Here is a 19,799-nt window from a genome sequence, read left to right as displayed (position 1 = left end):
CCTGCGAACCACATGGTCCTTGCCTCAGCGCGCGTCGGTCGGGGCGACGTCGGTCAGGCGAAGCGTGATCCCTGTATTGGGCTCGAATCCCTGCACATTGGTCCGCCAAAGGTTGAAGCTGTGGATCGCGCCGATCCAGGTCGAGGGGGAATCCTCTGCCAGGATCGTCTGCATGTCGGCGAGGATCGGCCCGAGCGACGGCTCGTCGTCGACGCGGAAACTGTCGGCCAGGAGGGTGTTGAGCCGCTCGCTGCTGTAGCCGGAGCTGCGGGTCATCACCTGGTTCGGCGTGTAGATGCCCTGGATGATGAAGGTCGGGTCGGACGGGCCGATCACGGCCATCAGCACCGAGGTCTGGTTGCCGGCGAAGACCTGCTCGATCAGCTGGCCGGTCTCGAGCGGCTGGAGCTTCACCTTGATGCCCAGCCGCGCCAGCGAGGCCTGGATGAACAGGGCCGCATCGCCGACATCCAGCAGATAGCCTTGCGACGAATAGAGCAGCTCGAACTCGGCGCCGGAGGCGTAGCGGGATTTGGCGAGATAGGCCTTTGCCTGGTCGAGATTGAAAGCCAGCCCTTCGGCCGCCTTGGCGTTGTACCACCAGGCCGAGGCCGGCGCCGGCACCGCCGAAGGCTCGACCAGGCCGTTGAAGATCTTCTCGGCGATGGTCTTGCGATCGGTCGCCAGCGAGACCGCCTTGCGGAAATTGGGGTCGTCGAACGGCGGCTTGCGCGTGTTGTGGATCATCAGCATCATGCTGCCGAGCGCCGGGCGGCTGCCGCCAGTGATGCCCTGCGCCTTGGCCTGCCGCAGGCGAACATAGTCGCGGACGGGGGGCGCACCGATGATGTGCACCGACTTCGATAGCAGCGCAGCGATCCGGGCCGCCTCCTCGGAGACGATCCGCACGCGCAGCCGGTCCCAGGCGATGCTGTCCTTGCGCCAGTAATTCGGATTGCAGCGGAACTCGACGACATCGTTGGACCGCGCCGAGACGAAGATGCCGGGCCCGGTTCCAAGCCCCTCGGGCTTCTGCTGGAAAACCTCGTTGCCGTATTTCTCGCGGCTTCCCGCCGGAAAAATCCCCATATACTTGGTCATGTAGTCGAGGAAGGGCCGGAAAGGCGTCTTCAGCTTGAAGCGCACCTTGTAACGATCCAGGACATCGACGGATTCGATATTCGTCCAGACCGAGCGTCGCAGCGCCTTGTGAGCCGGGTCGAGCATGTAGTCGTAGCTGTACTTCACGTCCTCCGCCGTGAACCGCTGGCCGTTCTGGAAGGTGACGTCGTCGCGTAGCTCGAAAACATATTCGGTTCGATCGACGGAGATCGCCGGCATCGCCTTCGCGAGCATGGGGCGCCGGCGACCTTCGCCATCGATCTCGATCAGGTTCTCGAAAATCAGCTGATTGACCACCATGGCATCGTGATTGCCCTGGTTGATCGGGTCGAAGGTCGAGGGGTTCGACGGGATCGCGACGACCAGAGAGCGCTCATCGGCCGCTCGTGCGGCGACTGAATGACCGAGCCCCCCAATGGTGACTGCTCCACCCTGGAGAAAAACACGACGATTGAGAGAGGCAGAAGCCATGGCGATCCCCCTTGTGGAAACGTTTCCTTTGTTACTGGAAACGTTTCACCAAGCGAATCCATTGTCAAGAGGGTTGGGGCTCGATCGGCATCGGCAGCGATCCGTGATGCGCGGAAATTCTCAATCCCGGTTGCGGGACGTACGGGAAGCTGACCGCCGGGGACCAGCATAATTCAAGTCTGGAAAGTGACACCTTCGGCATTTTGCTGGCAGGCCGATCAGTTTGCCCGAAACCGGACCTTAGCGTCGGGAATGGGCCATTTTCGATCGCTGCGTCAGCGAGTGGCCAATGTCCGACTTGGGTCGTTAGCGGAGATTGGTTCGGTGCCTGTGAGCGGACATTCGCCTTGCAGTAATCGTTGCATCTTCAGAGGCGGATAGGCGCTGGGCTTGCCGCCAACTCTGCGGACATGCCTTGTCGCTCGTCTCCGCGCTCGATTATCTCGCACAGGCTCTCCTTGGAGATAGAAATATGTTCACTCACGTCATGATCGGCAGCAACGACCTAGAGCGGGCTAGAGATTTCTACGACGCCACATTCGCCGCGTTAGGAGGCGAGCCTGGCGAGATAGATGCCAGAGGCAGGCTGATCTATGCCCACAAGGGCGGTCGGCTAATGGTCACGAAGCCGATCGACGGCAATCCAGCGACCGCGGCCAACGGTGGCACTATCGGTATTGCCGCTGCGAGCCGTGACCATGTTCTCGCGTGGCATAAGGCCGGCACCACGCACGGTGGGACGGCGATTGAGAGCCCACCCAGCGAGCGCCCGAATGGAGCCTTCGTCGCCTACCTTCGCGATCCGGACGGAAACAAGCTCACCGCGCGCTCTCAGCCGACGAAGTAACACAATCGGCAATAGCTGCTCCGAAGATCATTCCGCTTTTCGGGAAATCCGCCGGCAAGCGGACGGTCCAGTCTCGGACTTTCCTTTGGTCAACCGGCCCGCCAAGTCGCGCCGGAGACCGCAGCAAAGGTATGCTCTCGGCGCCGCAGTCTCATCATCCGATGCGCGAGATCGCACTCGATCTCTCCGATATCCTTCATTTGCATCAGGACGCAGCTCGCAGCGTGCATTAGCCTGTTCTGAGTCGAAACATGAGGCAAACTCGTGCGTAAACTATTGCTCCCGGTCTTGGCGACTATCCTGCTCGCGGCATCTAGCGGCCGTTTGGCAGCGCAGGCCGCGGACAACCCCGCGTGCAAGCTGTTCACGCAGAGGGAGGCCTCCGCATACGTCGGCGCATCGGTCGGCAACGCTGAGAGCGGCCTCTTGCCGGGCTCGTCCGGGTGCTCATGGTCCGATGAAGGCGCGGACCACAAGATGAGCATAAGTGTGTTTCCAGCGGGCAATGCACTGCAACTCAAGAATTGGAGCTTCGAGAACTGGGAGGGGTTCCGGTCCCTGCCAAATATCGGCGCGAAAGCCTATGTCGTTCGTACACCCATAATGGAGGTCATGGGCAAGAAAATGGGTGGTGAGTGGCAAGCCGGAGCCGTCGTCGGCGGCGAATATGTCGCGGTCGGCCTTAAGGGTCCGAAGGGGAATGCAGATGCGGCGGTGGCGTTGCTTAGAGAGGCAATCAAGCGTCGGCAACAATAGCTAGGCTTCTGCTAGTCCCGATAGCGATCCCGGTTCGAGGCGAGGTAGATGAGGGCGACCGCGGGGATGTTCGCGTAGTCGAGGCCGCGTTCCCTCGCCTAATCACCGGGGCTGCCCAAACCTCCGGCCGAAAAACGAGATCGACTACCGCGCTCTGAGCTGTCGTCGATACATCCGCTCAGGGCCAAAGTTGCGCTCCGCCCGCTTATTCGTCATCGACCGAGACCTCGTGCTGATCGTGAACCGGGGTGACCTCTTCGCTATCCCCGATCGCCGAGAACGACGGCAGAAGATCGCCGGCGAGCAGCCTGTCCTTGCTGAGCAGTCCGGCATCCTCGAGCCTTTCGAAATCCGGCAGATCGCGCAGCGTCTCGAAGCCGAACTGCGACAGGAAGGCCGGCGTCGTCACATAGGTATAGGGCGCACCAGGCTGTGGGCTGCGCGGTCCGGCGGCGATGAAGCCGAGCTTGCGCAGATGGCCGATGGTGTCGCGGCTGACCTCCTTGCCGAAAACCTGGCCGAGTTCGGCGCGGGTAATCGGCTGGAAGTAGCCGATGCACAACAGCACCAGGCTCTCTGCTTGCGACAGCGCCTTGCTGTCAGGCGCACCGAGGCCGGTCGCAGCCCGGATCGCTGCGGCAAAGCCGTTCTTCGTGCGATGCTGCCAGCCGCCGGCGACAGCGACGAGCTCGTAGGGGCGCCCGACCAGCTCATCGCGAATGTCGTCGATCAGGAGATCAAGGCTGCAGTCGCGGCCCACGACGCGGGCCAGGGTTTCGCGGCCGACGGGGACGGGCGAAGCGAAGATCACCGCCTCGACCCGGCCCATCCATTCGCGCCAGCGCAGCTCCGGCGGCATGTCGGCGAGTTCGGCGTCAAAGAGCTCTTCTGTCTGCGTGCGCCGCGCCATGCGTCAAAGCCCATAGAGCCGGAAGCTGGCACGGCCGGAGAGCTCACGCACAGCGTCAAGGCTGGTCAGCCTGTCGAACAGGCGACGCGCGCCCCAGCGCGTCAGGCTCGCGGTCTGCCATGTCCCCGACACGGCGTCGTCGTCGAGCAGAAGCTGGATGACGTCCCCTGCCCCTTTCGCCCGCAGCTTCGGCGCAGCGGCGACGAGCCGGGCCGCTCGTGGTGCGATCTCGCCGGCGAGTCGGCAGGCTTGCGCCGCCGCCAGCGCGAGCGCCACACAAATCCCGCGCTCGAACCCCTCCCCTCCCGGGCGAATGCGACCGCGACCGCCCGCACTGCGGAAGGCAGGCCCCCGCGCCTGCGTCACCAACATCGGCATGGCCATCGGCCAACGCATCCGTGCAGCGATCGCTAGATCAGCCAGCCACCAGGCGAGCAGTTCAGCATCAGGCCGCACCCGCTGGACCTCAGCCATGAGCGCGGCGGCGACCAGCGGCGCTGGCCGGTTCGATCGGGCGAGGCCATCGAAGCATTCCAGACCAGCGAGATCATCGCGCCAGCGCAGGCCGAGCACAGCGACGATCGACCGCAAGGCATCAGGCCCGATATCCGGCGACCGTTCGGCAAGACGTCTCCAGGCGGCGAGAAGATTGCCTGCCGGGCCGGGATCGGCGCCGGCCGTGCGCAGATGCCAGGCGTCGCGCAGCTGCGCTTCGTCCTCGGTTCGTCCGGCGAGCGCGACCGCTGCGGCCGCGCATTTCAGCGCCATGCGCTGGCGCCAGGCGCCGGCCCAGGGCGTCGCGGTGCAAACCAAATTATCCAAGGAATTCAAGGCCGCGCCGGCCAGGAACGCCGCCTCAACATCGCTCGTCACCGGTCCGCGCGGCAGCGCCCAACCGGGTACGGCTGGAGGCATGAAGGCAAGGCTGGCGGTCGAATCGGCTGCGGACATCGTCCGGGAACGATACCCCTGAAGTGCGGTTTATGCCATCCGTTTCGGCTGAAAGCGCACGCCCTGTCAGGCGCAGATAATGTCCGATAAGCTTGCCTTATCGGATGTTTTGCGCCTTATAGAAGAGATGGCCGAAATCGCCGCCCAGAACGCCGAAAATCACGCTCCGGAGAGCTCCGCTCCGCCAGAGAGTCCGACGGCAGCTGTCGATCTTTCCGAGGTCCGGGCACCGGCCGAGACCGCCGGCGTCCTCCCCTCCCCCGTCACGGCCGAAACATCCGGTCTGTCGCCGCATCTCGCGCGGCTCGCCGATCGCGCCCGCGACTACGTCGCGGCCGCGAGCTCGGCCAACACGCGCCGGGCTTACGCCTCCGACTGGCGGCATTTTTCGAGCTGGTGCCGGCGGCAGGGTCTCGAGGCGTACCCGCCGTCCCCGCACGTCGTCGGGCTCTACATCACCGCCTGCGCCTCCGGCGCGGCGACCGAGCGCAAGCCGAACAGCGTCTCGACGATCGAGCGCCGGCTGTCAGCCCTGACCTGGAATTACGCGCAGCGCGGCACGCCACTGGATCGCAAGGACCGGCATATCGCCACCGTCTTCGCCGGCATCCGCAACAGTCACGCCGCACCGCCACACCAAAAGGAAGCGGTGTTGCCCGAGGACATCATCGCCATGCTCGAGACGCTCGATCGCGGCACGCTCCGCGGGCTCAGGGATCGGGCGATGCTGCTCATCGGTTTCGCCGGCGGCCTGCGCCGATCCGAGATCGTCGGACTCGATGTCGGTCGCGACCAGACCGAGGATGGCCGCGGCTGGGTCGAGATCCTCGACTTGGGGCTGGTCGTCAGCTTACGCGGCAAGACCGGCTGGCGCGAGGTCGAGGTCGGCCGCGGCTCCGCCGACGCCACCTGCCCGGTCGTGGCGCTGCAAACCTGGCTGAAACTCGCCAGGATCGCGCACGGTCCGCTGTTTCGACGGGTGACCGACCAGGGCCGGGGCGTCGGTTCCGAACGCCTGAACGACCGGGAGATCGCCCGTCTGGTCAAGCGCACGGCGCTCGCCGCCGGCGTGCGCGGTGATCTCTCCGAAGGAGAGCGTCGACAGAAATTTTCAGGCCACTCATTGCGCGCCGGCCTCGCCTCCTCGGCCGAGGCCGACGAGCGCCATGTCCAGAAGCAGCTCGGCCATGCCTCGGCCGAAATGACTCGAAGGTATCAACGACGGCGTGACCGCTTCCGGGTCAATCTCACCAAGGCCGCGGGGCTTTGAGCCGAACGATGAGCATCTCTTCGACAGTAGCAGCACTCAGAAGCGCCGCCGGGCCAACAGGGACGCCAATCTTCATGATGGCCGGTCCGGTGCCCTTGAACCGGCCTAGAGCCTCGGCTGCCGGCGGAGCGCACTCGCTGACTTTGTTGCCACGGAAAAAATGCCTCGATGGGGTTGGTTCCGGTTAGGGACGAGATGACACCTTAAAGGCCAATATGCTTCTTAAGGTGGGTGCCGACTTCGGCCATCAACCTGGGTCTGATCCGCCCCAGCTTATCGGCATGGGCCGCCTCGATCGTCGCGATCTTGGCGGGACGAATCACGCTCGGCACCGGCAAGCCAGCCTCCGAATAGAACTGGCCCAGAGATACGTCACCGGTCCATGGCCGATTTTCGGCGCTGGTGATCATCACCACCCACAATAGGGCGGCGCCCTCGCCGATCCCGCCGTTGCTGACAACAAGCGCCGGCCTATGTTGCCGGGTGTTGCGGTCGGTGTAGGGGAACGGAACGCGGACAACATCACCCTGGCGGAAATCAGAGGTCGGCATAGGCCCTCCGGTCGGCTTCGCTGTCCCACTCACTGAACGTCCCAAACGGATCTTCGGCCGGCAGCGGGACCGTGGCCTTGCGGATCACAACCGCGTCGCCCTCGATGCTATATGCGATCTCGTCGCCCTCGCGTAGACGAAGGGCCGCCCGGATTGGCTGCGGAATTGTCGTCTGTGCCTTGCTTGTCAGCTTGCTTGTGATCATGAGGATCTCCTGTAAGGAAATTCCTTACAGTAAGGATTTTCCTTTCCTCGTGCAAGCCGGAACGGATTTTTGGGGTGTCCAATCCCCCTCCCCGCTCTCGGATCGGGCCGTGTGACTCCCAATCAGCAGGACCTAACCCGCTGACGATCCTCGATGTAGCATATTCGAGGGCATAGCGTCGTTTAGCGTACTTTCAACGCTATGCCCTGTGTTCATCCCCGCCAGTCCGCCTTGCCTCGGCACACTGCTGCCGACGCCCAAACGAAGGCGTCGAGTTGCGAACGAGATCGCTCGGCTGGCGAACGGCGTGGCTCCGCCCAACCACGTATTACAGCCCCGACTTCGCCCGCATGTCTTCGACCGTCGCGGCGCTGAGAAGCTCGGCCGGAGCGACCAAGACACCGGCCTTCATGATCGAGCAGGCAGTCACACCGGCGCGCGTCTGGATATCCTTGAACCGCCGGAGTGCCTCTGTCGCAGTTGGAGCTCGCTCACTGACTTTGCTGCCGCGGACCATGGCCTTGATTTGAAACACGAATATTCCTCTCGACGAATGAACGAGGCTGCGAGGCGAGCGTGAACCGCAGGAGCACAGTTCCAACGCCTTGGACAGCGGCAATCTGATGAAATTGAGGATATGCCCGTGATCGATTACAGATCGGGCTCGATTTCAACAGACATTTTGGCAAGCCGCGGTTCGTTCTTTCTCAATGCCGCTCGTAACGCCGATCATCTCCAAATCAAATCGGCATCTGTATAGGGCCTAAAGTCCCTGTCGATCTCGTTCGGGGCCTCGCCAGCCCCGTGTTCCTTGGCGAGCAAGTAGCGGCGTACATCCATCAGACCAGGTTCAAAGCCCGACAGCACCAGCTCCATCGGCGGTTTGCCGTTGAAGGGGTTTGCACGATTGACGCCTCGGAGCCATCCCGCGCCCTCATGCTCTGATCCGTATAGGACGCGGAGGGACTGATAGACGCCGAGGACAGCCGAGATCCGCAGCAGGACGTCGGTTTCAAGGGTCAGCGGCTCCTCGCCGCGGGCAGCGTCGTACCAAGTCTGAAACTCGGCCGCCGCCGGCATGCCCAGGAGCTTTCGCACCTCGGCAAAGTCGAGCTCCCAAACTCGCGCGATATTCAGAAAGGCCCGCATCCCTGGGCCGCTCACGCGCGCCCGATCCTCGGGGCTGGTGTCGATCGGCGCGGGTGGTTTCCAAGCCATCGTGCATTCCTCGTCGCTAAGTACTCGTTGTACCAGAATTGTGCCGGCTACGGTCCTCGCATGTCATCAGCGGGCAACCTACGCCCGTCTCGGCTCACGCCGACGGCTTCCAATCAGCGCCATCAGCATCGGCCCGATTGAGAACTCGTTGGTTTCCGCCTTCCGTGTCAGGCCACGCAAATAACCGCCGGCGCTGGAAATCGCGTCGCCGCGCTGCAGGATCGCCGCGACCACGATCGAAGCCTCTGTTTCGCCCATCGCACTCTGCGCGTCGAACCAGGCGCTCGGACTAATTCCGAGCATCGATCGCACCATCGCGGCTGCAGCGAGGAAGTCTCGCCAGTTGGAAATTCCGCCGCGGGCGTAATCGATGATATCTGGGCAGGCATCGAGGACCATCCCCAGCGGGAATGCCTTTTCTGGCTTCCTCACTGGTTCCGGATCAATCTCGACTTCGATCCCCCTGCTTTCTGGAAAGCGAGGTTCAAGAGCAGTAGGGAGATCTGGTTTTGAATTCTGTTTGTGCCGCTCAGAATGAGACTCATTGCCGCTTAAATTCTGAGCTTTTGTGTGAATTTCCAGAAGGTTGAGGATTTCGTCGGCCAGCATCGACAGCTCGTCGGCAATCGGCTCCAGGATCTCGCGTGGAGCGGTCCGTGGAATCCTGCCAATTATTGAACGATACAGGGCGTGGATCTCCTGCCAGGTCGAAGGTCCCTGCCCCACCTGGTGGGCCGGAACGCCCTCCTCCATCGCTGTCGCGATCATCTTGGCGATGTCCCGCCGGCAGATGGTGATGCGCTCGCGCACGAGCTTCAGGGCTCGCTCCTCGAGCCTGACGTCCTCGGCTGATCTCTCGATCTCCGCGGATCGTACAACCAACGGCGACAGATCGAAGCCGAAGGCGAGCTCGATGTCCCCTCCCCTACCCTTGCGAGCGTAGCGCTTCCCGTTCGGACTATCGCGGCGGATGATCAGGCCGGCGTCGACGAGCACAGCCAGGTGGCGGCGGAGCGTCGCTGGCGACATGCCGTGGGCCCGTAGCGCCAGCTGCTGGTTCGACGGGAAGACGACGAGCTGCTCGCCCGTCAGAACGGTCTCCGGGTGGAAGGTCAGCAAAGCGTCGAGCACTGCCAGGGCGCGTTCATTCACGCCGAGCGGAGCCTTGGCCGTGCAAATGTCCCGAAACAGATTCCATTTGTGGACCGCCTTCTCGGGCGGCCGCTCCTTTGCGAGCGCCTGGCTCGCCACATGGGCAAGCGTCAGCGTCCGCCGCCCAAAGGGCGTCGTTGATAGCCGTGGTTCCATGTCCTTTGCCCTATTCAGGCAAAAGAAATCCGCTCGCCGAATGGCGCAAATCTCTCGCGAGACTCTTGACGGTGATTCGAGGAAGTGCGATTCTCAGTTTGCTTAAGACAGAGAGCGCTCTCGGAACAGCCGTTTCGGGGGCGTTTTCTTTTGCGTTCAATCTCCTTGGTTGCGGTCTTTCGTTTCCCTGAAGTCGCGATAGAGCTTCTCCAGGTTACTCGAAATGAAGTTGCCGAACTCGCCCGCGTCCTTGGACTTGAGCGAGAGGCTGAATGTGCGGCCGGTGTTCCGGTAGCTGGCGGCGACACGGTTGTCGCTCGGCGCCCATAGGCCTTCAGCCGCCCTCCTCTGCTGGGGGGCCTTATGCGCCTTCTTGATCCTCTCGACGAGGAAGCTGAACCTGTCGGGGATCGGCGTGTGACTGAATTCTTCCGAGCGCACGATAGCGCTCGCTGTCTCGCCCTTCGTTGGATGGGCAATAAGCTTCTTCAGCTCCTCCCAACGCGGCCGGCCGACGGCCCTAGCAGCGCCAAGGGCTTCGACGACATCCTTTGGCACGACGTCGATGATGCTAAACATCCGGGCTACCACCGTCTCGTCGACGCTAACAGCCGCCATGATCGTCTGCCTGTTATGGCCGAGCTGGCGTAGGCTGTCTGCAAACCGGGCCTTCTCGATGAACGACAGGTTGGCCCGGCGCGCGTTTTCCTGCCCTTGCGCTACGATATGGGCGACGTCGTCCAGTGACCGGATAATGGCCCGGACCCGCTTTCCCAGTTCCTTCGCGGCGCGATGCCGGCGATGGCCGAAGACAATCATATGCCGGCCGGCTACCTCAGGATGAGGCCGGACAAGGATCGGCTGGAGTTGCCCCTCCTTCTCAATGCCTTCCTTGAGCAGCGCGAACTCGACCTCGTCGTCCTCGATGCGGTCTGAGACGAATGAGCCATCAACGAGGTCCGGGTCGAGCTCAACGACGACTTCGCCGTCGGCGATGAGTTTGGCCTGGTCGGCCATTTCTTCGATTGATTGCTTCATGGCGCGCGAGGCGCCGCGGTTCGCGTACAGCGACCGAGCATCCTGGATAGGCAATGCCGGAATGTCCGGGACCTCCACCGGACTTTCCATTGCCCTGATGAGCAGGTTCTTACGCGCCATTTTAGACACTAGCTCCGCGTAAAGCGTTGAATTGGTGAGCCGATTTCAATTTCCGTACAGCTGTCAATTCGGCGGTCATCTCCGCCCCCATGCATCGTGCATGAGGGAACGGATTTCCTCGTTGACAGAGTTGAGGGATCCGATCGCCCGGTCATAGGTTTCGCGAGTGAACTGGGACCGATCGAGTTCGTATAGCGACTGGTTCGTAATGCCGGCGTCCGCGATGGCTGTGGACTTCAGCATCGGGCTCGCGAGCATAAATTTTGGGAACATCGCCTGCATGAAGCCAACCATCTGGGCCTGGGGCCCATCCATCGGTTCATATCGCGTGACCAGATAGCGGAACCATTTCAGGCGGACGTCGGCGCCGTGCCCCACGATCGAGCCGAGGATTCCTCCAAGCATCAGAAGGAATTGGCTCATCGACATGACGTCGAGCATCTGCGGGTGGATCGTAATGATCACCGAGGTAGATGCAGTAAGCGCCGTCAGCGTAAGATAGCCGAGCTGAGGCGGGCAGTCGACGACAACGACATCGTAGCGGTCGTCGACCTCCTTCAGCACCCCGCTTAACCGCAAGAAGAATTGCTTCCCCTCGACTGTCTTCTGGGCCGCCATCGGCGTGTCGTACTCGTACTCCTGGAGTTCCAGGTTCGCTGGCACGATGTCCAGGCCCGGGAAGTTGGTAGGCCGGATCACGTGCGAGATCGGAACCCGATCGGCCGTGTACTTCAGGCAATCGTAAAGCGAGGGGTTCTTGTCGAGTTCCGGCTGGATCCCGTGAAGAGCTGACAGCGACGCCTGCGGATCGAGATCAATCGCAAGAGCGCGGTGGCCAGTGAGCGCGAGATACTGCGCCAGGTGGGCGGCCGTCGTCGTCTTGCCGCTGCCGCCCTTGAAGTTCACGACGGAGATAACCTGCAGCGGCTCGCCCGGACGGCGGTGCGGCACGTACTTCTTGACCCCCGATCGCCCGTGGCGATCGAGGTACTGCCTGAGCTCCAGCATCTGCTCGGCAGTGTACGTCCTGCGGCCAGAGGAGGTGGTTGTGGGCGTCGGCCCTTTTCCTTCCAGGTGGAGCTTTTTAACATTCGACGGGGTGACGCCCAGAAAATACGCCACTTCGCCCAGCGCGAACTGTCGCAAGCTCCTCGTTGCATTTGGTGGATAGTGCTCGATACGCAGCAGATTGAGCTTTTCAGAGATCAGCTCCCCCTGCTGGAGGATGATCTCATGAAAAAGCTTGCCAGCATCATCGCTGATGTTCGCGAAGTTCATCCGGTGTCCGCCTATCGGAATAACGCTTTTCCGGAACAGTGACGCTTTTCCGGAGCAATGGTAATTTCAAGCGTGAATTATGCCTGATTCGACAAAGGCGGCAACCAATTTTGCGTTAACGAGAAGTAAACACGTAGCCCCGGCGGCTGGGCTGTCAAAATACGAGGCATAGCTCGCCAGAACACCTTGATACCACAAGCGAATTTCGATTTCCGTACAGCTGTCAATTCAGCAGCTGTAGTGCCGTAGAACGAAGTAAGCTTGTCGATGTTTAGGTGCGGGAATAGGCCGACCATTCCAATCGGGAATCCATTCGCGCCCATTGATTCTTAAAATGCGTTGGACCGGCGTCGACCTACCGATGATTCTTGGGCACCTGTCAATCGGCCATGCCCCATGCTCCACCTAGTCGTTCTCGACCGTATTGAGCCCTCACAGAACATGCAGCGGTACTATGTCCTGTCGATCGAACCGACCTTGTGGGGCGAGATGAGCCTCGTTCGCCAGTGGGGCCGGATAGGCCACCAAGGCGGGAGCAGGATAGATATCCATCCGGATGAGGCAGCCGCGAAGGTGCGGGAATAGGCCGACCATTCCAATCGGGAATCCGTTCGCGCCCATTGATTCTTAAAATGCGTTGGACCGGCGTCGACCTACCGATGATTCTTGGGCACCTGTCAATCGGCCATGCCCCATGCTCCACCTAGTCGTTCTCGACCGTATTGAGCCCTCACAGAACATGCAGCGGTACTATGTCCTGTCGATCGAACCGACCTTGTGGGGCGAGATGAGCCTCGTTCGCCAGTGGGGCCGGATAGGCCACCAAGGCGGGAGCAGGATAGATATCCATCCGGATGAGGCAGCCGCGAAGGTCGCCTTGGATGCTTGGCTCCATCGGAAGCGCCGACGCGGCTATCGCGAGCGTCTCGCGTGATTTGCCCCGCGCGTTATGAGAGCTGGGTCTCGTTGACGCCGAAAACCTCCATCAGCACCTCAAGGATGTCATTGGCCGCTTCGACGCTGCAGCCGGCCTCCTTGCTGATGAAGGCGGAGAGCCTTGCGATCGTCGGAACGACGGGATCTGGTACAGGCGCCGGCGCAAGGCAGCGACTGCGGAAGGCGACGCAGATAACCCCGTCAGAGCAGCGGGCACCATTCTGGTTGCTGAGTGTCATGAGGTGAACCTCGGGATGGCTAAGCAGCGCGGGCGCTGGATTTGAGCTGAGAATTGAAGAGCGCCATCAGCATCGGTCCGATCGCATACGCGCCGGCTTTCCTCTTCTGCGTGAGCTGTCGCAGGTAGCCGCCTGGTGATCGGATGGCGTCGCCCTTTTCCTGGATCATGACCACGGTAATGACGGCGTCGACCTCGCCCATCACGTCGATCAAACGGGAGCGGCTTACTCGATGGAGTGTCAGGCACTGGCAGAGCACCGGACATCGGGGAGGGCGCATCGCGGGAAGGATTGCTTGAAGCGTCCTCCCGGCCTTCTTGGAGAGCCGGTTCAGATTCAATGGAATCGGAGGTTTGAATCTGAATATGTGGCTCATTCTGAGCTGCATTACGGCTCAGAATCGTCCGATTAACGTGATCGGCCAGACACTTAGAAATTTAGTGGCTGATCTCGACCAGACGGCCGACGAGTTCCGTCAAGGCGCCAGCCGCGAGCGCGAGTAGCCTCCACCGCAACGATGATCGCCTCATCCCTCCACCTGGAAGTGTCGAGGCCCTCGACTGAAGGCTCATGTAGTCGAGGGTCTTCGTGATGTCCGTGTGTGGACGCCCCTTCGGATGCAAGAGGTTTTTGTCGAGGCGATTGGCGCTCAGGTTCAGGTGCGTCCGTGTGTCCGGCCTACTGGTGCGGCCGTTCACGGGACCGCTGGCCTGTATGGAGATCGCGGGTCGGGTCCACACCGCTTCCGCGCGCTCGAGGCGCTGGGACATATTCCCTGGTTTTCCCGACCCCGTCTTCTGACCGTTGCGCCATACCTCTCTTCGGACCTTCCTGCCTCCCTGACCGCCTCTGACCGCCTCGGCTTCTATGCCGCAGCAGTCGGAGCTCTGTAGGATCCGCCGTGCGCCATGAGCGCCCAGACGATCCTGGCAATCTTGTTGGCCAATGCCACCGTCACCAGCATGCGTGGCTTGCGTGCCAGCATGCCGTCGAGCCCCGGACTGGCTCGCGATCTGTCGCGGGCCGCGACCTTGACCGCCGAGCTTGCGCCCAGGATCAGGAGTCTGCGCAGGCTGCGTTCGCCCATCTTTGTGGTCCTGCCCAGACGCTCCTTACCACCACTGGAATGCTGCTTGGGGGTAAGCCCCAACCACGCGGCGAAGTCTCTGCCCCGTCGAAAGGTGTGCGCTGCTGGCGCCAATGCCACCAAGGCTGTGGCCGCGATTGGTCCGATGCCAGGGATCGTCATCAACTGCTTTGCGACAGGATCGGCTTTCGACCGGGCCGCGATCTTTCGACCGGGCCGCGATCTTTCGATCGAGCTCTGCGATGTTTGATTGGAGCATCTGCAAGCTTGTGGCGATCATTGCCAGGACCGGCCGAGCCTCGGCCGGCATGTCACTCGCAGGATCGTCAATCAGGTCGATGAGCTTGCTCACATGGCCGGGTCCCTGGGCCACGATGAAGCCGAACTCGGCAAGGTGGCCGCGCAGCGCGTTGATCAGCTGAGTTCTCTGGCGCACCAGAAGGTCGCGCGTGCGGAAGATCACCGCCGCCCCCTGCGCCTGCGCGCTCTTGGGCGTGACGAACCGCATCGTCGGCCGCTGCGCCGCCTCGCAGATCGCCTGCGCGTCGGCCATGTCATTCTTCTGCCGGTGGACGAAGGGCTTCACGTATGCTGGCGGGATGAGCCGGGTCTCGTGCCCTAGGGTGGAGATCTCCCGAGCCCAATAATGAGCACTGGCGCAGAGCGAACCGACATATGAAGAAGGGCACTGCGGAGCAGGCGCCGTGGCTCGCCGACGAGACCGTAGGTCCGCCATTGAGGAATGTCTCCGAAAGCCAATTGCACGTCCGCTGACATCTAAGCGCGGGGGTCGTCAGCCAACGTCCCGCGGACGCAGCGGATGAAGGTTTCCGACAATACACAGACAAAGAACTCATCTGGGGTGAACACGTGACCACCATCCGCGCAGTCTGCTTCGACGCATTCGGCACTGTTGTCGAGATAACCGATCGACGCCATCCGTTTAGAATTGTATCGGACTACCATCAGGTAGCTTTATGGGCGATGACACGGCCCATCGGCATCAAAAATTTAGCAAAACAGCTAGATATTCCTCTATCGGAAGATGAAGTTTTGCGTTGGCAGGCTGAAGTTGAAGCAGAGTGTGCTTCGGTAAAGTTGCGGCCGAATATGAGATCAATCTGGGCCCTCGATGGTCTATGCGGGCGAAACGCTGAACGACCACCGCTTGATAAGGTACCAAGAGGCGAGCGGCCATTTCAGCCGCTTCATGCCGTGGCACGCCGCGGCCGAGCATCGGCTGGATCTGGCATTCATTAGGAAGGAGTTGGCGGAGGCATTCGACGGCCCGACGATAGTCGTCACCCACCACGCACCTCACCCAAATTCGATCGCGTCGCGGTATCACGGCAGCCCGCTGACCCCCGCCTTTGCTTCTGACCTCAGCAATGTCATCGGAGAATTTCAGCCAGAGCTCTGGATCCATGGTCACGATCATGGATCACATGATTATCGGTTAGGACGGACGCGCGTCTTCGCAAACCAGGCGGGCTATCCTAATCTTCACGGCGACCGAGAAAACCGCGGTTTCGATCCGCACTGCGTCATCGAAATATAGCGACGACGTTGGGTTCGATCTCGGTTCGGCATGGCGCGTGAAAGGGAGGGGAGGGGAGGGGGCTCAGCAATGCACAAAGCCCCCTGCATTCTCGAGCTACATTTCCGGCCCGCTGTCAGACCGATTCCGCCCTTTCTTGGCGCGCTTGAGTAGCGCTTTGGGCAAGGACATCGATGTGATCGGCGTTCGAGCCGATGACACTGAGCCATCGTCGCAGAGCGGCGGTGATTGGTTGAACTTCGCAATCACCAGAGAGGGGAACCGCGTTGGTCCCCCGCCGACGCGGTTCCCTTCGTCGCAAGCTTGCCTGCCTCCCAAATGCCGTATGGTCGTTGGAGGATGGCTATGCAGAACCGAACCAAAAGCCGCACATTCCCAGTATTGGAACAAATCGAAACGCCCGAACAATTTCGCGATGCTCTTGAGCGCTTGCGATGCATCGAGATCGCAGCGGAGGATTCTCCAAGAGGACGGGAGCGGGCCGAGCTAGAGATCAGCATCTGTCGCTATCTCGCTGGCTGTGAGCATCGGGTTCGCTAGATCTCGTAGTGGCATTTTTCGTTGGTGCGTCATCCCGACACAACCCGCTCCGGAACCTAAACCTTAGCGTCGAAGTTCCGCTCGTGCCGCTCTCAAGCGCCGAGGAAATCCTTCCGCGGCGTCGGTTGCCATCCCCGGATAGCGGCGGTGATTGCTCCCCCGTAATCACCTGAGTTGGCCCCGCTGGCTTCGGCTGGCGGGGCCATTTTCGTTTGCTCACCGGAGCGAGAGCCAGTTCCCATCCTCGTCGCGCAGCCCAGCCGCCTGCTGTTCAAGCATCTCAACGAGAAGCGTTTGATGCATCGCGAGTGCGTCCTCGCCAAGGCGCAACAGCCCTTTCGCACCGGAAGCATCCTCGCTTCGGCTCATCAAGCTATCGACCTGGTCGCGCAGCTTCTGCACGTGCGCCTCGCCTTCGCGAACGTGCCGCTGCGCCATTGCGATTGGGCCTTCGGGCTTTGACATTTGCGGAAGTTCCGCGTCGATCGCTCGACAACAATCTAGCCCGCTACTGAACAAGAGTCGTTCACCATTTCGGGTCAGGCTCTTGGGGCGCCTTGGATGCGGCGTGGTGCCGAGCTGTTGCCTTTCCCCTCCCATGGGGCGTTTGGGCGGGAGCCAGGAACACCGCAGGCCGACAGGAGTTTCCTTTGCGGTGAATGGCCGAAAGGCCTGCAGAGTACCAAGGGAGACGGTCATGACGGTCGATACTCGACCCAAAGTGCCCGAACAGGATTTGGAGAAGTTGCGCGGCGGTGACCCGCTGCCGCCGCTACGAGCCGACGACCACAGCAATGCCGATCCGGCGGTGGAAACACCCGTCGAGGCGCGGCAGGGTTTCCTGGGATGGCCGGTTTTGATTGTGCTGATTGCGGGGCTCGCGTTGGCTGTGATCGCGTGGATCGCGGTTGAACTGATCGTCTATTGAGATCCCTATCCAATCCATCCTGGCCCTAGATGCGGCCCTGGCACGCGCCGTCTCGGTGATCGTTTAGCCCTTCGCCGTAAGCGCCGCATAGCGGTCGATCTCGGCGCGCAGGTGTGCTGCGGCGGCATCTTCGCGAATGCTCTTGATCCCCCTCAGGCCATCCTTCACGCCGTCGAGGGCTTCGTTGCGCTCGCCGAGCTTCATGCCGGCGAGATAGCGGATCTCGCACTCGTGCTTCCACTCCTCCGACCAGGTCGAAACCTCGCGGCCGGCGAGGATCGAGAACTTCATGGGAGGTTTGGCGGGCGGGTAGGGCATGCGCGGCGGATGCCAGATTCGCACGCGGTTCGAAACCGCCTCGGAACATGCCGACCAGCTCAGCATTGAATCCGGTGGTGTTGCGTCCGGAGTTGAGTGCCATGGTTGCGGCGCGGGCGAACTGGAAGGGCAATCTGAGATTCGGCGAGATCAGTTGTCCGGTGGCGCTCTACACGGGTGCGAGCACATCCGAGCGGGTGTCATTCCATATGATCAATCGCGACACCGGGCACCGCCTGCGACGCGAGTTCGTCGATCCTGTCACGGACGAGCCGGTCGACCGCGAACACCAGATCAAGGGCTTCGAAATCGACAAGGACCAATACGTCGAGGTTGAACCCGACGAGATCGCGCAGGCCATCCCCGAAAGCAACAAGATCCTGGCCGTGGCCGCCTTCATCCCTTGCGCTGAGATCGACACGCTTTACTTCGACAAGCCCTACTATCTCGCCCCGGTCGGTGTGAGCGCTGCCGCGGCGTTCGCGGTGATTCGTGAAGCGCTGCGCGCCAGCAACGTCGGCGCCCTGGCCCATGCCGTGCTGTTCCGGCGCTATCGCGGACTGATGATCCGCGCGCAGGGGCGGGGCCTCGTCGCCCACACACTGAACTTCGACTACGAGGTGCGATCGGCGTCAGACGCCTTCGAAGACATCCCCAAGCTGAAGATCCAGAAGGAGATGATCGACCTCGCCAAGCACATCATCGACAGCAAGCGCGGCGAGTTTGATCCGGCCACATTCGACGACCGGTACGAAGCTGCGGTGGCTGAGCTGGTAAAGGCAAAGCTCGCGGGCAAGACGATCACGGCGCCGAAGAAGGTTGAGCCGCCGAAGGTCGGCAACCTCATGGAGGCTCTGCGCGCCAGCGCGAAGCAGGGCGGCAGGCCACCACCGCCGAAACGGCGCGCCACCAAGAAGGCGGCATAGCTGCAGCCATGCTCAAAGCGGTAATAGGAGGCTGGCCGCCAGGATGAGCCCAAAATTGTTGAAAGTTTTGCGCGGCCTCTTCGCCGAGGCTCAGGAAGTGTCGGCCCGGGCTGTCGTGGCGCTTGGGCCCGCCACAGTCGGTGTGACCACCGTCGACGCCGAGGCGCTGGCGGCTGCGTCGTACCGACTCCAGCAGCTCGCCAGGGAAATCGTCGCGGTCCAAGACACTGCGGAGCGCTAGGGCTCTCTGAGGCTGTTAGGCCACATCGAGGCAAGAGCACGCGCGCTGCTCGACAAAGCGGCGGCGTGTTTCGGCAGTATTGGGGAGTCCCGTTTGGGCGAGCCATCCGAGGAACTCGGCGGGCCGAATGGTGACAATTTCGAGCGCTCGCCCTCTTGCGAGCCAAGCGTTCATGACCGCAACAGCGTTGCGATGCCAAGCCTCATAGCAGGAAGGCATCTCGTTTCGATCATGGGCGAGTTCCCAGAGCAGCCGGAAATCCTCCGGCTCGTACCACGGCAAAGCGACCGTGTACGCCTCGACTGTCGGTTTCACTGGATCGCCGATCGTCCGCGTGCGACGCGGGAACTGATGATGCTAACCGCCCAAACGGGCGGGTAGTCGGCTGGTGGTTAAGTAGGCGCCCGATAGCTCAGCGAGTCAAATCGGCCCGCTTCTCGGCCATCTGATATTCGGCGGGATCAGACTGCTCATGCGCGCGGCCACACTGATACCGAGCTGGCCTGCCTAGGCTGGCTCGTGGCACCACTGCGCCGAGAGATACTGCCAAGATCATTCCAAGCCAAAACAGCGCGGTTGCGTCGGTCAGTGCATCTGGTGGAGCTTCGCCTGTTCCAGATTCGCTCGGGCGAGGAAAGCTTCGAGCTTCGTCATCGCTTCGGGCGATAGGTGAAGGTCGATCAGCCTGCCGCCGACCCCGCGGCACGTCAGAACAGCCGGGCCGCCCGGTTCTCCTGCCACCACCATCTGCTTGATGTCGACGACATCGATCCTGGGGTTCTTGCTATGCGCTGGAGGCATTGTCTGGCCCGCCGCTTCAGACGTCGCATCGGGTTAGACGTTTTCCGGTTGGGGCGATCGTGAAGTAGCACTCATCCTCATAGTGAACCGGCGTCCCGTCCTTGAGCGTGTAGGATGTTGTTGGGAGGCCGGGCCACTCGCGCCAGACAATGACGATATAGTGGTTGCCATACTCATCTT

The 19,799-nt window shown here is 61.8% G+C and carries 24 protein-coding genes and 1 pseudogene; 9 read left to right on the top strand and 16 right to left on the bottom strand.

Annotated features, from left to right (window positions below):
- Nucleotides 1–24 precede the first annotated feature (24 nt).
- The gene (locus FQV39_RS30560; RefSeq protein ID WP_149134244.1) at nt 25–1,593 is read right to left on the bottom strand and encodes an ABC transporter substrate-binding protein; all 1,569 of its coding nucleotides are present in this window, start codon (nt 1,591–1,593) and stop codon (nt 25–27) included.
- 472 nt (nt 1,594–2,065) lie between these two features.
- Here FQV39_RS30560 and FQV39_RS30555 point away from each other — a divergent pair, with 472 nt between their 5' ends.
- Together FQV39_RS30555 and FQV39_RS30550 are read left to right on the top strand one after the other, a co-directional pair.
- Nucleotides 2,066–2,440, top strand: coding sequence for a VOC family protein (locus FQV39_RS30555; RefSeq protein WP_149134467.1), 375 nt, complete (start codon nt 2,066–2,068; stop codon nt 2,438–2,440).
- Between the two features lie 477 nt (nt 2,441–2,917).
- On the top strand, nt 2,918–3,196 hold the full coding sequence (locus tag FQV39_RS30550) for a hypothetical protein (RefSeq protein WP_149134243.1): 279 nt from the start codon (nt 2,918–2,920) through the stop codon (nt 3,194–3,196).
- A 205-nt stretch (nt 3,197–3,401) separates the two neighbouring features.
- On the opposite strand, the gene scpB is transcribed toward FQV39_RS30550, so the two are convergent.
- Both scpB and FQV39_RS30540 read right to left on the bottom strand, forming a co-directional pair.
- Entirely contained in the window at nt 3,402–4,106 is a 705-nt protein-coding gene (scpB, locus tag FQV39_RS30545) for an SMC-Scp complex subunit ScpB (protein WP_149134242.1), read from the bottom strand.
- Nucleotides 4,107–4,109: 3 nt separating this feature from the next.
- Entirely contained in the window at nt 4,110–5,057 is a 948-nt protein-coding gene (locus FQV39_RS30540) for a DUF1403 family protein (RefSeq protein WP_149134241.1), read from the bottom strand.
- A 127-nt stretch (nt 5,058–5,184) separates the two neighbouring features.
- Between FQV39_RS30540 and FQV39_RS30535 the strand changes: the two genes are divergently transcribed.
- Complete coding sequence (locus FQV39_RS30535) at nt 5,185–6,327, top strand: site-specific integrase (protein WP_149134240.1); 1,143 nt, start codon at nt 5,185–5,187, stop codon at nt 6,325–6,327.
- 203 nt (nt 6,328–6,530) lie between these two features.
- Here FQV39_RS30535 and FQV39_RS30530 read toward each other — a convergent pair whose 3' ends face one another.
- From FQV39_RS30530 to repA, 7 genes are all read right to left on the bottom strand, one after another.
- Nucleotides 6,531–6,878, bottom strand: a complete 348-nt coding sequence (locus tag FQV39_RS30530; RefSeq protein WP_149134239.1) for a type II toxin-antitoxin system PemK/MazF family toxin — start codon at nt 6,876–6,878, stop codon at nt 6,531–6,533.
- Entirely contained in the window at nt 6,865–7,083 is a 219-nt protein-coding gene (locus FQV39_RS30525) for an AbrB/MazE/SpoVT family DNA-binding domain-containing protein (protein WP_149134238.1), read from the bottom strand. Before FQV39_RS30525 ends, FQV39_RS30530 begins: the two co-directional genes overlap by 14 nt.
- A 328-nt stretch (nt 7,084–7,411) precedes the next feature.
- Complete coding sequence (locus tag FQV39_RS30520; RefSeq protein ID WP_149134237.1) at nt 7,412–7,618, bottom strand: hypothetical protein; 207 nt, start codon at nt 7,616–7,618, stop codon at nt 7,412–7,414.
- A 194-nt stretch (nt 7,619–7,812) separates the two neighbouring features.
- Nucleotides 7,813–8,301 (bottom strand): MbcA/ParS/Xre antitoxin family protein, encoded by a 489-nt coding sequence (locus tag FQV39_RS30515; RefSeq protein WP_149134236.1) that lies wholly within the window; start codon nt 8,299–8,301, stop codon nt 7,813–7,815.
- A gap of 78 nt (nt 8,302–8,379) precedes the next feature.
- Nucleotides 8,380–9,609 carry a plasmid replication protein RepC gene (repC, locus tag FQV39_RS30510; protein WP_149134235.1) on the bottom strand — a complete coding sequence of 410 codons (1,230 nt, stop codon included), beginning with the start codon at nt 9,607–9,609 and terminating at the stop codon, nt 8,380–8,382.
- 156 nt (nt 9,610–9,765) lie between these two features.
- On the bottom strand, nt 9,766–10,767 hold the full coding sequence (gene repB / locus FQV39_RS30505) for a plasmid partitioning protein RepB (RefSeq protein WP_149134234.1): 1,002 nt from the start codon (nt 10,765–10,767) through the stop codon (nt 9,766–9,768).
- 75 nt (nt 10,768–10,842) lie between these two features.
- Nucleotides 10,843–12,045 carry a plasmid partitioning protein RepA gene (gene repA / locus FQV39_RS30500; protein ID WP_149134233.1) on the bottom strand — a complete coding sequence of 401 codons (1,203 nt, stop codon included), beginning with the start codon at nt 12,043–12,045 and terminating at the stop codon, nt 10,843–10,845.
- A gap of 396 nt (nt 12,046–12,441) precedes the next feature.
- On the opposite strand from repA, the gene FQV39_RS30495 reads away from it, so the two are divergent.
- Together FQV39_RS30495 and FQV39_RS30490 are read left to right on the top strand one after the other, a co-directional pair.
- Nucleotides 12,442–12,630: a WGR domain-containing protein gene (locus FQV39_RS30495; RefSeq protein ID WP_149134232.1), complete on the top strand. Its 189-nt coding sequence runs from the start codon at nt 12,442–12,444 to the stop codon at nt 12,628–12,630.
- Nucleotides 12,631–12,739: 109 nt separating this feature from the next.
- On the top strand, nt 12,740–12,979 hold the full coding sequence (locus FQV39_RS30490; protein ID WP_149134231.1) for a WGR domain-containing protein: 240 nt from the start codon (nt 12,740–12,742) through the stop codon (nt 12,977–12,979).
- A 13-nt stretch (nt 12,980–12,992) separates the two neighbouring features.
- Here the strand turns inward: FQV39_RS30490 and FQV39_RS30485 are convergent, their stop codons facing one another.
- The 3 genes and pseudogenes from FQV39_RS30485 to FQV39_RS30475 form a co-directional block, all read right to left on the bottom strand.
- Nucleotides 12,993–13,220, bottom strand: a complete 228-nt coding sequence (locus FQV39_RS30485) for a hypothetical protein (RefSeq protein WP_149134230.1) — start codon at nt 13,218–13,220, stop codon at nt 12,993–12,995.
- 19 nt (nt 13,221–13,239) lie between these two features.
- Entirely contained in the window at nt 13,240–13,422 is a 183-nt protein-coding gene (gene repC / locus FQV39_RS33425; protein WP_187640386.1) for a replication initiation protein RepC, read from the bottom strand.
- 663 nt (nt 13,423–14,085) lie between these two features.
- Nucleotides 14,086–15,067: pseudogene (locus FQV39_RS30475) on the bottom strand (IS110 family RNA-guided transposase).
- 372 nt (nt 15,068–15,439) lie between these two features.
- Here FQV39_RS30475 and FQV39_RS30470 point away from each other — a divergent pair.
- Nucleotides 15,440–15,865 (top strand): metallophosphoesterase family protein, encoded by a 426-nt coding sequence (locus FQV39_RS30470; RefSeq protein ID WP_149134228.1) that lies wholly within the window; start codon nt 15,440–15,442, stop codon nt 15,863–15,865.
- A 756-nt stretch (nt 15,866–16,621) separates the two neighbouring features.
- Here FQV39_RS30470 and FQV39_RS30465 read toward each other — a convergent pair.
- A complete protein-coding gene (locus FQV39_RS30465) occupies nt 16,622–16,843 on the bottom strand; it encodes a hypothetical protein (RefSeq protein ID WP_149134227.1) in 222 nt (73 codons plus the stop codon).
- Between the two features lie 259 nt (nt 16,844–17,102).
- Between FQV39_RS30465 and FQV39_RS30460 the strand changes: the two genes are divergently transcribed.
- Nucleotides 17,103–17,333, top strand: coding sequence for a hypothetical protein (locus tag FQV39_RS30460; protein ID WP_149134226.1), 231 nt, complete (start codon nt 17,103–17,105; stop codon nt 17,331–17,333).
- 63 nt (nt 17,334–17,396) lie between these two features.
- On the opposite strand, the gene FQV39_RS30455 is transcribed toward FQV39_RS30460, so the two are convergent.
- Nucleotides 17,397–17,624, bottom strand: a complete 228-nt coding sequence (locus FQV39_RS30455; protein WP_149134225.1) for a DUF7696 family protein — start codon at nt 17,622–17,624, stop codon at nt 17,397–17,399.
- A 101-nt stretch (nt 17,625–17,725) separates the two neighbouring features.
- Here FQV39_RS30455 and ku point away from each other — a divergent pair, with 101 nt between their 5' ends.
- On the top strand, nt 17,726–18,577 hold the full coding sequence (gene ku, locus FQV39_RS30450; RefSeq protein ID WP_472840680.1) for a non-homologous end joining protein Ku: 852 nt from the start codon (nt 17,726–17,728) through the stop codon (nt 18,575–18,577).
- Between the two features lie 43 nt (nt 18,578–18,620).
- On the top strand, nt 18,621–18,818 hold the full coding sequence (locus tag FQV39_RS30445) for a hypothetical protein (protein ID WP_149134224.1): 198 nt from the start codon (nt 18,621–18,623) through the stop codon (nt 18,816–18,818).
- A gap of 585 nt (nt 18,819–19,403) precedes the next feature.
- Here the strand turns inward: FQV39_RS30445 and FQV39_RS30440 are convergent.
- Nucleotides 19,404–19,619 (bottom strand): hypothetical protein, encoded by a 216-nt coding sequence (locus FQV39_RS30440; RefSeq protein WP_149134223.1) that lies wholly within the window; start codon nt 19,617–19,619, stop codon nt 19,404–19,406.
- Nucleotides 19,620–19,799: the final 180 nt, after the last annotated feature.

This window comes from Bosea sp. F3-2 (assembly GCF_008253865.1).
In the GTDB taxonomy this organism is placed as follows: Bacteria; Pseudomonadota; Alphaproteobacteria; order Rhizobiales; family Beijerinckiaceae; genus Allobosea.
Note: the sequence above shows the minus strand (reverse complement) of the source record. Positions and strands in the feature narration are given on the sequence as shown.

What these genes read in the sequence shown, in the direction of transcription:
- FQV39_RS30560 (WP_149134244.1), bottom strand. Translation starts at nt 1,593, where the DNA reads ATGGCTTCTGCCTCTCTCAATCGTCGTGTTTTTCTCCAGGGTGGAGCA.
- FQV39_RS30555 (WP_149134467.1), top strand. Translation starts at nt 2,066, where the DNA reads ATGTTCACTCACGTCATGATCGGCAGCAACGACCTAGAGCGGGCTAGA.
- FQV39_RS30550 (WP_149134243.1), top strand. Translation starts at nt 2,918, where the DNA reads ATGAGCATAAGTGTGTTTCCAGCGGGCAATGCACTGCAACTCAAGAAT.
- scpB (WP_149134242.1), bottom strand. Translation starts at nt 4,106, where the DNA reads ATGGCGCGGCGCACGCAGACAGAAGAGCTCTTTGACGCCGAACTCGCC.
- FQV39_RS30540 (WP_149134241.1), bottom strand. Translation starts at nt 5,057, where the DNA reads ATGTCCGCAGCCGATTCGACCGCCAGCCTTGCCTTCATGCCTCCAGCC.
- FQV39_RS30535 (WP_149134240.1), top strand. Translation starts at nt 5,185, where the DNA reads ATGGCCGAAATCGCCGCCCAGAACGCCGAAAATCACGCTCCGGAGAGC.
- FQV39_RS30530 (WP_149134239.1), bottom strand. Translation starts at nt 6,878, where the DNA reads ATGCCGACCTCTGATTTCCGCCAGGGTGATGTTGTCCGCGTTCCGTTC.
- FQV39_RS30525 (WP_149134238.1), bottom strand. Translation starts at nt 7,083, where the DNA reads ATGATCACAAGCAAGCTGACAAGCAAGGCACAGACGACAATTCCGCAG.
- FQV39_RS30515 (WP_149134236.1), bottom strand. Translation starts at nt 8,301, where the DNA reads ATGGCTTGGAAACCACCCGCGCCGATCGACACCAGCCCCGAGGATCGG.
- repC (WP_149134235.1), bottom strand. Translation starts at nt 9,609, where the DNA reads ATGGAACCACGGCTATCAACGACGCCCTTTGGGCGGCGGACGCTGACG.
- repB (WP_149134234.1), bottom strand. Translation starts at nt 10,767, where the DNA reads ATGGCGCGTAAGAACCTGCTCATCAGGGCAATGGAAAGTCCGGTGGAG.
- repA (WP_149134233.1), bottom strand. Translation starts at nt 12,045, where the DNA reads ATGAACTTCGCGAACATCAGCGATGATGCTGGCAAGCTTTTTCATGAG.
- FQV39_RS30495 (WP_149134232.1), top strand. Translation starts at nt 12,442, where the DNA reads ATGCTCCACCTAGTCGTTCTCGACCGTATTGAGCCCTCACAGAACATG.
- FQV39_RS30490 (WP_149134231.1), top strand. Translation starts at nt 12,740, where the DNA reads ATGCTCCACCTAGTCGTTCTCGACCGTATTGAGCCCTCACAGAACATG.
- FQV39_RS30485 (WP_149134230.1), bottom strand. Translation starts at nt 13,220, where the DNA reads ATGACACTCAGCAACCAGAATGGTGCCCGCTGCTCTGACGGGGTTATC.
- repC (WP_187640386.1), bottom strand. Translation starts at nt 13,422, where the DNA reads ATGGGCGAGGTCGACGCCGTCATTACCGTGGTCATGATCCAGGAAAAG.
- FQV39_RS30470 (WP_149134228.1), top strand. Translation starts at nt 15,440, where the DNA reads ATGGTCTATGCGGGCGAAACGCTGAACGACCACCGCTTGATAAGGTAC.
- FQV39_RS30465 (WP_149134227.1), bottom strand. Translation starts at nt 16,843, where the DNA reads ATGGCGCAGCGGCACGTTCGCGAAGGCGAGGCGCACGTGCAGAAGCTG.
- FQV39_RS30460 (WP_149134226.1), top strand. Translation starts at nt 17,103, where the DNA reads ATGACGGTCGATACTCGACCCAAAGTGCCCGAACAGGATTTGGAGAAG.
- FQV39_RS30455 (WP_149134225.1), bottom strand. Translation starts at nt 17,624, where the DNA reads ATGAAGTTCTCGATCCTCGCCGGCCGCGAGGTTTCGACCTGGTCGGAG.
- FQV39_RS30445 (WP_149134224.1), top strand. Translation starts at nt 18,621, where the DNA reads ATGAGCCCAAAATTGTTGAAAGTTTTGCGCGGCCTCTTCGCCGAGGCT.
- FQV39_RS30440 (WP_149134223.1), bottom strand. Translation starts at nt 19,619, where the DNA reads ATGCCTCCAGCGCATAGCAAGAACCCCAGGATCGATGTCGTCGACATC.